10 protein-coding genes and 1 pseudogene are annotated in these 12225 nt (G+C 57.5%); 6 read left to right on the top strand and 5 right to left on the bottom strand.

Annotated elements, in window-relative coordinates:
* Window positions 1-14 precede the first annotated feature (14 nt).
* Both crl and QFI97_RS23205 read left to right on the top strand, forming a co-directional pair.
* Window positions 15-413 (top strand): sigma factor-binding protein Crl, encoded by a 399-nt coding sequence (crl, locus tag QFI97_RS23210; protein WP_095105578.1) that lies wholly within the window; start codon window positions 15-17, stop codon window positions 411-413.
* Between the two features lie 611 nt (window positions 414-1024).
* Complete coding sequence (locus QFI97_RS23205; protein ID WP_346432059.1) at window positions 1025-3310, top strand: FdhF/YdeP family oxidoreductase; 2286 nt, start codon at window positions 1025-1027, stop codon at window positions 3308-3310.
* A gap of 113 nt (window positions 3311-3423) precedes the next feature.
* On the opposite strand, the gene csiR is transcribed toward QFI97_RS23205, so the two are convergent.
* From csiR to QFI97_RS23185, 5 genes and pseudogenes are all read right to left on the bottom strand, one after another.
* On the bottom strand, window positions 3424-4116 hold the full coding sequence (gene csiR, locus QFI97_RS23200; protein WP_346432058.1) for a DNA-binding transcriptional regulator CsiR: 693 nt from the start codon (window positions 4114-4116) through the stop codon (window positions 3424-3426).
* An 88-nt stretch (window positions 4117-4204) separates the two neighbouring features.
* The gene (gabD, locus tag QFI97_RS23195; RefSeq protein WP_346432057.1) at window positions 4205-5653 is read right to left on the bottom strand and encodes an NADP-dependent succinate-semialdehyde dehydrogenase; all 1449 of its coding nucleotides are present in this window, start codon (window positions 5651-5653) and stop codon (window positions 4205-4207) included.
* A gap of 23 nt (window positions 5654-5676) precedes the next feature.
* Window positions 5677-6945, bottom strand: a complete 1269-nt coding sequence (lhgD, locus tag QFI97_RS23190) for an L-2-hydroxyglutarate dehydrogenase (RefSeq protein WP_346432056.1) — start codon at window positions 6943-6945, stop codon at window positions 5677-5679.
* Between the two features lie 27 nt (window positions 6946-6972).
* Window positions 6973-7089 (bottom strand): carbon starvation induced protein CsiD, encoded by a 117-nt coding sequence (locus QFI97_RS23480; protein WP_369125010.1) that lies wholly within the window; start codon window positions 7087-7089, stop codon window positions 6973-6975.
* Between the two features lie 22 nt (window positions 7090-7111).
* A pseudogene (locus QFI97_RS23185) lies at window positions 7112-7345 on the bottom strand (carbon starvation induced protein CsiD); the annotation flags it as partial.
* Between the two features lie 275 nt (window positions 7346-7620).
* Here QFI97_RS23185 and QFI97_RS23180 point away from each other — a divergent pair.
* From QFI97_RS23180 to QFI97_RS23165, 4 genes are all read left to right on the top strand, one after another.
* On the top strand, window positions 7621-7953 hold the full coding sequence (locus tag QFI97_RS23180) for a nuclear transport factor 2 family protein (protein WP_095105587.1): 333 nt from the start codon (window positions 7621-7623) through the stop codon (window positions 7951-7953).
* Window positions 7954-8274: 321 nt separating this feature from the next.
* On the top strand, window positions 8275-9315 hold the full coding sequence (locus tag QFI97_RS23175) for a TRAP transporter substrate-binding protein (RefSeq protein WP_095105589.1): 1041 nt from the start codon (window positions 8275-8277) through the stop codon (window positions 9313-9315).
* Between the two features lie 76 nt (window positions 9316-9391).
* Entirely contained in the window at window positions 9392-11266 is a 1875-nt protein-coding gene (locus QFI97_RS23170) for a TRAP transporter large permease (protein ID WP_375216268.1), read from the top strand.
* A 173-nt stretch (window positions 11267-11439) separates the two neighbouring features.
* Entirely contained in the window at window positions 11440-12204 is a 765-nt protein-coding gene (locus tag QFI97_RS23165; protein WP_346432055.1) for an SDR family NAD(P)-dependent oxidoreductase, read from the top strand.
* Window positions 12205-12225 lie beyond the last annotated feature (21 nt).

Raw genomic sequence — 12225 nt, 5'->3', positions numbered from 1 at the left:
TAAAGGAGATCGCAATGACGTTACCGAGTGGACACCTGAAGAGTAAGCTGATTAAGAAATTCACGGCTCTTGGCCCCTATATCCGCGAAGAGCAGTGTGAAGACAACCGCTTCTTTTTCGATTGCCTGGCAGTTTGCGTCAACGTTAAACCGGCGCCGGAAAAACGAGAGTTTTGGGGATGGTGGATGGAGATGGAAGCACAGGCATCGCGCTTTACTTACAGCTATCATTTTGGTTTGTTCGATAAAGAAGGGGTATGGCAGTCGGTGGTCATTGACGATCCTGAAGTTAGCGAACGGCTTGAAAAAACGCTACGTGATTTCCACAACAGGGCCAACGCGCTGCTGGCGACGTTCAGCCTGAAGCTTGAACCGGCTGATGACTTTAGCGAGCCCGTCAGGCTGAGAGCCTGACGCCTCGTCCGTAGTCCGCACCGAGCGAAAATGTCCATGCCCTACGGCATGGATTTTTTTGCGTAGAAAATCTTTTACTAATTGTAAATTCTGCTGGCCCGTTTCATCACCCTGTTTTAATAACCCGGATTAAAGTGGATAGATATTTTTTGCGGCTGGAAAATAGCCGCCTACGAATTCGTTTATTAAACGGCGGTCAATATTCTGGTCCGGCTGCGGGTTTATTTTAGGATGCGTATCGGCCGTTTTTTTAACCTGTAGCGACATCCTGGGCGGGCAACCAGCTCCTGCCAGGTGAATGCGCAGGCGGCTTCTTTACTCATTATTCCCGATGCGATGTGACCCGTTAAGGGTAGCTTTACCAAAAAAATAAATAGATATCCTGCTGTTATGAAAGAGTAAAATTCTTTTAAGCTTGCCCGCAGAGGCGTGATTGTCTCGCCAGCGCTGATGCTCATCTCGCCATAAATACCCGCTGAACTTTATTCCCACGTAAGCGAAATACTTCTTTCTTATTATTTTCTGTTAGCGCCGTACCCCTTGATAGGAATCAGCACGACGGGGCGCCTGTGTTAATAAAGCACCATTGAAAATATAACTGATACGATCTGATGACTGATACTACCCGTGGATTAAAAGAGTACCAGGGCGCCGCCGGAGGGTGGGGAGCCGTTAAAGCCTGTACTGCGCACGTACTGGGACAAAAAACGCCGGTACGCGACACTATCGCGTTGTTTAAAATGAATCAGGCTAAAGGGTTTGATTGCCCCGGCTGCGCGTGGCCCGATCCGGACCATCGCTCTGCGATGGAGCTATGTGAAAACGGCGTCAAGGCCGTTTCATGGGAAACCACCGCGAAAAAAACCTCGCCGGAATTCTTCGCTCGCCACACGCTAAGCCAGCTTTGGCGGCAAAGTGACTTTGAGCTGGAGAACCACGGCCGGCTCACTCATCCGATGAAATACGATATTATCAGCGATACCTATCAGCCCATCGCGTGGGAGCAGGCGTTTGCCGAAATTGGCGACATCATGCGCGGGTTCTCCCCCGATGAGATGGAGTTTTACACCTCCGGGCGCACCTCAAATGAAGCGGCGTTTCTCTATCAGCTGTATGCGCGCGAATACGGCAGCAACAACTTCCCCGACTGTTCGAATATGTGCCACAGCCCGACCGGCACCGGGCTGGGATCTTCTATCGGCATCGGCAAGGGCACCGTTGAGCTAAGCGATTTTGCCGCCGCGGACCTGGTGATTTGCGTCGGGCATAACCCGGGCACCAACCACCCGCGGATGCTGACGACCCTGCGCGAAGTTGCCAGGCGTGGAGCGAAGATCATCTCGGTGAATCCACTACGCGAGCGCGGCCTGGAGCGGTTTAGCTTTCCCCAATCGCCGACGGATATGCTTATGGGCGGGCACACGGATCTCTCCAGCGATTACTTCCAGATCCGCGTTGGGGGCGATGCGTGGTTTTTCCGCGGCGCCATGAAAACGCTGCTGGAGATGGATGCGCAGCGTCGGGTCCAGCAGCAGGAGCCGGTCATTGATAGCGAATTTATCGCCTCGCAAACGTCGGGATATCAGGCGTTGGTTGACGACCTGAACGGCCTCGACTGGGCGGACATTGAGCGTGGGGCGGGGGTAGAGCGCAGCGCTATCGAATATTTCGCCGATATTTATAGCCGCCACCGGCGGGTTATCGTGAGCTATGGCCTGGGAATTACCCAGCATCGTAACGGCACGCAGAACGTCCAGCAGCTGATTAATCTGCTGCTGATGCGCGGGAACATGGGGCGTGAAGGCGCCGGTATTTGTCCGCTACGCGGCCATTCTAACGTCCAGGGCGACAGGACGGTGGGGATAAACGAAGCGCCGGACGAAGCGTTTAACCTGCGGCTGGAAAACTATTTCGGCATTACGGTCCCGCGGGCGCACGGACGATCCTCCATCGACAGCATTAAGGCTATCGAAAACCGGGTTTCCCGCGGGCTTATCTGCATGGGCGGCAACCTCGCCGTGGCGATGCCCGACCCGCTGCGGACATTCCCGGCGATGCGTCGGCTGGATCTCCAGGTCCACGTTGCGACCAAACTCAACCGTTCCCACCTGCTGGCGGGTAAAAACACCTATCTGTTCCCGACCTTAGGACGCAGCGAGCGCGATGTGCAACGCGCGGGCGTGCAGTCCGTTACCGTAGAGGACTCGATGAGCATGGTGCACGCTTCAACCGGCTCGCTGAAGCCGGCCTCGCCGTGGCTGCTGTCCGAACCCGCCATTGTGGCGGGGCTGGCGCGCGCCACGTTACCGCGCAGCCCGGTCGCCTGGGAGAAGCTGGTGGCGGACTATCGACTGATTCGCGAGGCGATTGAAGCCGTGATACCGGAGTTCCATCAATTCAACGAACGCATCGCTGCCCCCGGCGGGTTCCGTCTCGATAACCCGGCCTCGCGCGGCGAATACCGTACGGCGTCGGGCAAGGCGACCTTCCACGTCTGCGATACCGAGGCGCTTGATAGCGCGGCTATGCCGTCAGATTGCCTGGTGCTCACCACGATTCGCAGCCACGACCAGTACAATACGACGATTTACGGTATGGACGACCGCTACCGCGGCGTTACCGGACGCCGCGACGTCATTTTCCTGAGCCGTCAGGAAGCGCAAAAGCGCCAGCTGGCGCAGGGCGATGTGGTCAATATTGTGGCGTTGGATGATGAGGGCAATGCCTGCGAAGAGAAGGTGATGCGCAACCAGACGGTTTATATTGTGCCGATGGCCGCATCGTCTATTGCCGCCTATCTGCCGGAGGCCAACATTTTACTGTCGCTGGACTCGGTTGATAAACAGAGCCTGACGCCGGCCTATAAGAGCGCCCCGGTGCGGATCTACAGGTCCTGACCGCGCCGGAGATAGCGGGGGATAGCGCGCTGCCGTCTTCGCGACTTAGCAGAGTAAAAGCAAGGGCACCGTGTCGGATCGCCCGCTTTCAAAACGGCGACGAGCCGATCTTTTCAGGAGGCTTTCTGCTGCAGTTTTCCCGCCATCGCCCGCTGAATCACCGGAATTGGCGTCAGCAGATGCTGGCGCATCAGTTCACCGGCAAGCGGGGCGTCACGCGCCAGAATAGCCTCGGTTAGCCTCCGATGCTGGCGCCGTTTATCTTCCAGCATGGCAACCGACAGCACCGTCGTGCGCAGCCAGATAAACCGGTAGCGCGCGGCGAGGTCGAAAAGACGTTCGCGCATTTGCAGCAGATATTGTGAACCGCAGCCGGCAACAATGGCGGAATGGAACGCCTGATGGCGCCTGTCCCACTCATCCAGCAGCTTCTCGCTGGCGTCGCTGGACTCCAGCTTATTGAGCAGATGCGCCCGGGCGAGCAGCTCCGCTTCCCACTCGTCGTCGCCGCGCTCAATGGCGAGACGCACCAGCATCGCCTCCATATTGGCCCGGGCGTCGAAGATATCGAGCAGCTCCTGCTCTGACATCGAGGCAACCCGATAGCCTTTTTGATTAATCACGGTAACCAGGCGCTCGGCAACCAGCCGGGAGAGCGCTTCGCGCAGCGGCCCGACGCCAAGCGCATAGCGCGAGGTCAACAGGCTCATACGCAGCTTTTCATCCGGCTGATAGCGGCCGCGAATGATGTCGTTTTTAAGCCAGCGGTATCCGTCTATGGCCGTCGGCTGGGAGGTGGCGGTCATGGGCTTACTCCTGAACGGCTATCCCGGCCTTCCCGCGCCGGGATACGCGTATTAAGGGGGTATTTACGGCATCGCCGCCGGCGCGGCCCTACAGACCAATGCACATATATTTGATTTCTAAGTAATCATCTATTCCATACTTCGACCCTTCGCGGCCGAGCCCGGAGGCTTTGACGCCGCCAAAAGGCGCCACTTCATTGGAGATAAGGCCGGTGTTGATCCCGACGATACCGTACTCCAGCGCCTCGCCGACGCGGAAGACGCGGCTCATGTCGCGGGCATAGAAATAGGCCGCCAGGCCGAATTCGGTATCGTTGGCCTGACGGATAACGTCCTCCTCATCTTTAAAGCGGAACAGCGGGGCCAGCGGGCCAAAGGTCTCCTCTTTGGCAACCTTCGCGCTGTCGGGAACGTCCAGCAGGATCGTCGGCTGGAAGAAGTTACCGCCAAGCTCGTGCACCTTGCCGCCGGTCACGATCCGCGCACCTTTGGCGACGGCATCGGCAATATGCTCCTGCACTTTGGCGACCGCCTTGTCATCAATCAGCGGCCCGGTGGTGACGCCGCTTTGCAGGCCATCGCCGAGCTGCAGCTTTTCCACCGCCTGCTGTAGCTTCGCGGCAAAGCGTTCGTAAACGCCCTCCTGCACGTACAGGCGATTGGCGCAAACGCAGGTCTGCCCGGCGTTACGGAACTTGGAGGCCAAGGCGCCCTCAACCGCTTTATCGAGATCGGCATCGTCAAATACGATAAACGGCGCGTTGCCGCCCAGCTCGAGGGAGACTTTCTTAATATCTTGCGCACACTGCGCCATCAGCTGGCGGCCGATTTCCGTCGAGCCGGTAAACGACAGCTTGCGTACCAGCGGGTTGCTGGTCAGCGCATTGCCTACCGCTCCGGCGGAGCCGGTCACCACGCTGAATACGCCGTCAGGAATGCCGGCCCGCTGGGCCAGCTCGGCCAGCGCCAGGGCGGAGAAGGGGGTCTGGCTGGCGGGTTTGAGCACCATGGTACAGCCTGCGGCCAGCGCCGGGCCGGCCTTACGGGTGATCATGGCGGCAGGGAAGTTCCACGGCGTGATGGCCGCGGTGACGCCAATTGGCTGCTTGATAACGGTCAGGCGCTTATCCGCCTGATGGCCGGGAATGGTATCGCCGTAGACTCGCTTACCCTCTTCAGCAAACCATTCGATAAACGAGGCGGCGTAGCTGATTTCGCCCCTGGCTTCCGCCAGCGGTTTCCCCTGCTCCAGCGTCATCAGGCGGGCGAGGTCGTCCTGGTTCGCCATGATCAGATCGAACCAGCGGCGCAGGATCGTGGCCCGCTCTTTAGCCGTTAAGGCCCTCCAGGCAGTGAGCGCCCGGTTGGCGGCATCAATGGCCTCGTGGGTCTCATCGGCGCCCATTTTCGGCACGCTGCCCAGCCGCTGGTCGTTAGCTGGGTTGGTGACCGTAATCACCTCGCCGCTGAGGGCATCGCGCCACTGGCCGTCGATAAATGCCTGCTGGCGGAACAAAGTTGGGTCGTTGAGTTGCATGATGGTTTCCTGTTTCAAAACGTTTAACGAGTGTATGCGGCAAGCAGAGAGTCCGCGCTACGGGCGGCGCGCAGGCTGCGGCCGGGATTATGCTGGCTGGCCAGCAGCGTCTGTACTTTGCCGACGATATGCGCCCCGATGGGGATAGCCGATGTGGCCGCCGGGGAGGGCGCATTGCAGGTATGAATGGAGCGCGCCGTGGTGACGAACAGAAAATCGTCGATCAGCCTGCCGTGCGGAGAAACCGCCTGTGCACGAACGCCCGCAGGCCACGGCTGGAGATCCTGCAGAACGAGGCTCGGGCAGTACTTTTGCACCAGCCGCAGGTAGCCGTCTTTGCACAGGGAGTTTTTCATTTCGCGTAATCCCGAGCGCAGGTTGCCCTGCAGCACGCGACGAATACCGGGCGAGCCGAGGATTTCCAGCGTATCGGAGAGTGAAAAATCGCGTTTGCGATAGCCTTCACGCTTCAAGGCGAGTACCGCATTCGGGCCCACGGTCACGCTGCCGTCGATCATGCGCGTGAGGTGGACCCCGAGGAACGGCATGGCCGGGTCGGGGATCGGATAGATCAGATGTTTCACTATCTGGTTATGCCGAGGCGCCAGGCGGAAATACTCCCCACGAAACGGGCAGATAATAAAACCGGGATCGACGCCGAGCATTTTGACCACCCTGTCGGCCATCAGCCCGCTGCAGCTCACTAATGTGGCGGCTTCAAACACCTGTCCCTGTTTAGTGTAGACGACCACGCCGGCGGCGTGCTCTTTCAGGGCGCTAACCTCGGCGGCGTAGACGATTTCGCCGCCGCCGGCGACGAAGGTTTTCGCCATCGCCTCGGTGACCTCGCGATAGCTGACAATTCCGCTGGAGGGGACAAAGATGCCGCCGATGCCGGTAATATTCGGCTCCCGCTCCCCCAGCGCCTCCGCGCTGAGCCATTCGCGATCCAGCCCGTTGGCCGCGGTGCGATCCCACAGCGCCCGCATCCGCGACATCTCCAGCGGCGAGGTGGCGACCAGCATTTTTCCGCAGCGGTCATAGCGGATACCGTGCCGATCGCAAAAAGCTTTGGTCGCCCGATTTCCGGCAAGGCAGAACTGCGCTTTGAGGCTCCCGGGAGTGTAGTAGACCCCGGCATGAATCACGCCGCTATTGTGGCCGCTCTGATGACAGGCCGGGCCGGACTCTTTTTCCAGCAGCGCAATTCTGGCGTCCGGGTAGACCTCCAGCAGCTGCATGGCGGTCGACATGCCGATAATGCCGCCGCCAATAATCACAAAATCATACATCCGCTCGGTTCCTTCCCCTGATAGCGCTTATTGATGGGGCCGCTCGTGGCGGGCGGCATCGCTGATATAGCCGCGTTGACGCATCAGCTCCCGGCGCAGATCCGGATGCGCGATAAAGCGGTCGCGGCCGTGCAGCCAGAACAGATTGTTAATTAACAGCAGTTTGCCGACCGGCGCAGAGATCGTCGAGGGTCTTCGCGATTTTAAAGCGCAGGAAGGATTTATACTCCAGCGCCTGTACCGGCCACTGCGCGGTCTGCTGCATAAACCGTTGGGCGATCTGCGCGGAAAAGGTGAGACCCTGCAGCCGCGGCGACCGGGAGGAGGGGGCGATGGTGAACCCGCTGTCGCCGCGGGCGCTCTCATCGGCATTGGGTTTTACGGCAGTGAAAGTATTCATCAGAATCGATCCTCGCGGTGGGCTCAGGCACAGCGATGTTGATTTCGTCGCCATAAATTAAAAATATCGACATTTTTATAAAGTGCGCAATAATTGCGCTGATTGTTTATTTTTTTGTGATCTGAGGCGATAAAACAGAGCCGCTTGTTGTATATGGCTATCGGGCGTAAAGGGGAGGATTGTCGGGGAATGACTGACAAAAATAGGGGTTGGTCTTTGAATATAAATTCAGTTATTGTGAATTTATAATTATTTTTGGTGGAAAGGAAAGCGTCATGGAATGCCCGGTTGAGAAGCAGTTTAAGGCCTACAACGCCCACGATATTGATGAATTTATTGCCTGCTTTTCCGAAGATTTCAAAGCGTATCGCATGCCTGCGGAAACCCCCTCCCTGATCGGCATTCCGGCGTTAAGAGAGTTTTACGTCAACCAGCGTTTTAATATCGCAGAACTGCGCGCGGAGCTTATTTTCCGTACCGTTCTCGGGAATAAGGTTTTCGACCATGAGCTGATTTACGGGCTCTCCGCAGAGCCGATTGAGAGCATGGCGGTTTTTGAGGTTGAGAATCAGCTTATTAAGACCGCATGGTTTTTCTTTGCCGCCTGAGGCCCATCGCCAGCGCGGCGGGGGCTAACGCTCTGCCGCTTCCTCCCTCTCTGCGCTAAACAGTGACTAAACAGCGACGCCCCGGTTTTTATTGTGTAACGCCCGCCCGCAAATTAGCGATGTCCGCCACAAAATTCACATCTCATCCGCCATGAGCCCGTTAAGTACCTTGCTTTTAGATAAGGCGCCGGATAGTTTCTGTAACGTTACACTAAAACGTTACAGTAGAAGCGTGAAGCTACTTTTTTGTTTAACTCCCCCGCCGATTCAGCAAGGCCTGAGAGGGTGACATCTATCTCAACGGGACGTGAAAGGATAACGATGATGAAAATGAAACCGTTTTGTTCAGTAAGTCGTATTTTTGCTTTTGCATGTTTGGGCGCGGCCCTGTTAGCCGGCAGCACCGTGACCTCTTTGGCCCACGCGGCGCTTAACTTTCGAGTCTACTCTTCGCTGCCGGGGGACGACTCCTCCGCCCACTACATTTGGTACAGCCGTTTTCAGGAAAACCTCAACAACAACCCGAAGCTGAAGGGACAGATCAAGCTCAACTATTTCGCCAACGGCATGCTGGGTAAAGAGGCCGACGCCACCCAGCAGGTACGTATTGGCGCAATTAATATGATGATCTCCGGGACATCTATCTGGGCAACGCTGGTGCCTGAAATTGGCGTTCTGGATCTCGGCTATTTATTTAAAGATTACGCTCAGGTCGGTAAAACCCTCGACGGAAAAGCGGGTGAAAAGCTGGCGGCTTTAATGCTGGATAAGGCTAACGTGATGGTGCTGGGCTACGGCTATAACCTCGGCGCGCGTAATATTTATACCAAGAAGGTTATTGAAAAACCTGAAGATTTAAAGAATCTGAAAATTCGCGTTTTACCGGTGCCTAACTTCATCGCCACCCTCAACCATATGGGGGCGGTGGCCATTCCTATGCCGGGCGGGGAGGTCTATTCGAGCCTGCAGATGGGGGTGATTGACGGCGTAGAGCATGACGCCCCGACGATCTACTCGAGTAAATATTATGAAATCGTCAAAAATGGCACCCTGACCCGCCATAGCTACAACCCGCTGATGATCGCCATGAATAAGAAAAGCTTCGAGCAAATCCCGGCGGAGCTGCGCGGCGAAGTGCTGGCTGCGGCAAAGGAGGCGACCGATTACGAACGCCAGCAGGCCGCTAAAAAAGAGCAGGAGGCCATTAAGAACCTGCAGGCGAAAGGCGTGACGTTCCGCGAAACCGATCGCCACTATTTCTATCAGCAGGTGCAGCCAGTTTGGCAGGCGTTCCTTGACCAGTATCCGGATATGAAACCTATCGTTGACGAGATCGCCGCCGCGGCGTCGGACAACCAGTAGCTGTGGGAACCGCCGGCTTGGCCGCCCTCGCGGGTGAACGGCGGTGATATCCATGACCTTACACAGAGAGTTCAAGATGGCTGATATCTCGATTAAAGCAAAGGATGGGTGCGTCGCGCTGGCGCTACTCGGCAGGTTGAGTCGATTTTTGACGACCCTGACCTCCTGGGCCGGGGCATTGGTGCTGTTTATCAACGTGCTGGTGGTTTTCGCATCCGTTATCTGGCGCTATGCGCTGCATTCCCCCATTCACTGGGCGGAAGAGGTGGCGCGCGCGCTGATGATTGCGCTGGTCTTTTTTGGCGTTGCGACATCGACGGCAAGAGGGGGACATATTGGCGTCGATTTGTTCCTGCGCTTTCTTCCGCCGCACGTCCGGCCGTACGTGGTGCACGCCAGCCGCTGGGTCCTGTTTCTGGTTTCCGTCGGGCTGGTGATTTCCAGCTATGACCTGGTCCAGGCCGCGCGGGTGCAGACTACCGAAACCGGTTTACCGCAGATTATCTACGTTATTCCGGTGCTGATTGGGTCGGTGGTGATGATGGTCGCCGCCCTGGAGCTTGCCTTACGCGAACGCGCCAGGGTCGTGCTGCTCAGCGGCGTCGGGATCCTCGCTCTTGCCGCGCTTGGCTACGTGAAGCTTTCGCTGATGGCCGATCCGGCCAGCGCGGCGGCGGGGCTGATGCTTATCTGCTTCGTCCTCGGTATTCTCGCCGGCGTGCCGATTGCCTTCACCCTCGGCATGTCGGCGATGGTGTTCTTTATCTGCGATCCGTCGCTGCCGTTTGTCTTCTTCTCTCAGCAGGTTGCGGCCGGGGTCGATCACTTCGTCCTGCTGGCGATCCCCTTCTTTTTGCTCGCCGGAGCGGCAATGGAGATCAACGGCATGTCCACGCGCCTCGTTGAGCTCATCGTGCGGGGAATGGGGCGCTTTCGCGGGGGGTTAAACATGACCACCGTCCTGTCGATGGCTTTCTTCTCGGGCATCTCAGGCTCCAAGCTGGCGGACGTCGCCGCGGTTGGCGGCGTGCTGATGCCGGCGGTACGGCGGGCGAAGCAGGATGGAGAGGAAGCGGCTGGCGTTTTCGCCGCCTCGGCGGTAATGGCCGAAACCATCCCACCGTGCGTAAACCTGATCGTGATGGGCTTCGTGGCCAATATCTCGATCGGGGCGCTGTTTATTGCCGGCCTGGTGCCTGCGGCCTGTCTGCTGGTGCTGCTGATGATTGCCGCCAACCGCTTTGGCGGCAAAATTAACGTCAGCGAGGCCTACCCCGTTCTGCGCCCGCGCACCCAGCTTTATCTGGGCGCCGCCGTCGGTCTGGTGATGATCTTTATGATCGGCCGTGGCGTGATGATGGGGATCGCCACGTCGACCGAGATCTCCGCCTTTGCGGTGATCTACGCCATCGTGGTCGGGCGGCTGGCTTTTCGCGAGCTGACGTTTAAAGCCACGGTGAAGATGTTTATTGATATCGCTGCGATGTCCGGAGTGCTGCTGTTTATCGTCGCCTGCGCCACCAGCCTCTCCTATGCGCTGACCATTCAGATGATCCCGCAGCAAATCGCCGGGCTGCTGGTCGGTATTGGCGTTGAGCAGGGGGCCTGGCTATTCCTGCTGCTCACCATCGTGATTTTGATTATATTCGGCGCAGTGCTGGAAGGCGCGCCGGCCCTTATTATCTTTGCCCCGATTCTGGTTCCGATTGCCGTTCAGCTTGGATTTAATCCATTACATTTCGGCATCATCATGATTCTGGCAATGGGCTTTGGGTTATTTTCACCTCCCATTGGGCTGGGCTTATATACCACCTGCGCCATTTGCGGCGTGGAGATGAAGCACGTTATCCGGCCAATGGCGAAATATCTGGCGGTGGTCCTGGTCGGCATTATTATCGTGGCGATGGTGCCACCGTTAACCACCTGGCTGCCGGGCCTGGCGGGTTACTAAGCGTTGCGTTAATCGTAGTACAAGGCGGTGGCATGATGGCTATGCCGCCGGAATCACTGCCCAGAAGCTGAAATTTACTGTGCCAGGGGGTAGGGACGTCCACGTTCCGAAATTGGCCCTGGCGATAAATATTATTCTCTGGTGGCGTTGAGTCTGAATAACAGGAGTCTGAAATGGGATCGTTAACGGGAAAAAAAGTATTTATTACCGGTGCTGAACAAGGTATTGGAAAAGAGACCGCAAGAAAATTAATTGAGGCGGGATGCGATATTTATATTCACTATTTCAGCGGCGAAGACGGGCCCAAAGAGCTGATGGCTATTGCCGAACAAAAAGGACGCAAAGCGGCCTGCGGCCATGCCGATTTAACGGATGAAGCGGAAGCGGCCCGCTGCGTGGCGGCGGCGGCAGAGTTTTTAGGCGGTATCGATATTTTGATCAATAACGTCGGCGGCATCATCGGCCGTAAGTGGCTCGGCGAGATCGACGCCCGCTTCTGGCGGACCGTGATTGACGTCAATATGACCACCATGCTCAACGTGACCCAGCAGGCGCTGCCGTGGCTGAAATCCGCCCCGGACGGCGCCAGCATCGTGAATCTGGCCTCGCTGGCCGGGCGCTCCGGCGGCCACTCGGGGTCGCTGGTTTACTCCACCACAAAAGGCGCCGTGCTGACGTGGACGCGATCGCTTGCCGCGGAGCTCGGGGAGTTTGGCATTCGGGTCAATGCGGTCGCCCCAGGCCTGATTCTGGGAACGCGTTTCCATAATCAGCACACCACCCAGGCTTCTGCCGATCGCACGATCCAGGAAATCCCTCTGGGACGAGCGGGCACCCCGGAAGATGTCTCCAGAACCATTTGTTTCCTTGCCTCTGAGTACGATGGCTTTATTTCAGGGGCGACAATTGATATTAACGGCGGTATTTACCGGGCGTAACGGAGAGCCGGGCGGTTAACG

Source organism: Klebsiella scottii, assembly GCF_036561945.1.
Taxonomy (GTDB): domain Bacteria; phylum Pseudomonadota; class Gammaproteobacteria; order Enterobacterales; family Enterobacteriaceae; genus Klebsiella; species Klebsiella scottii.
Note: the sequence above shows the minus strand (reverse complement) of the source record. Positions and strands in the feature narration are given on the sequence as shown.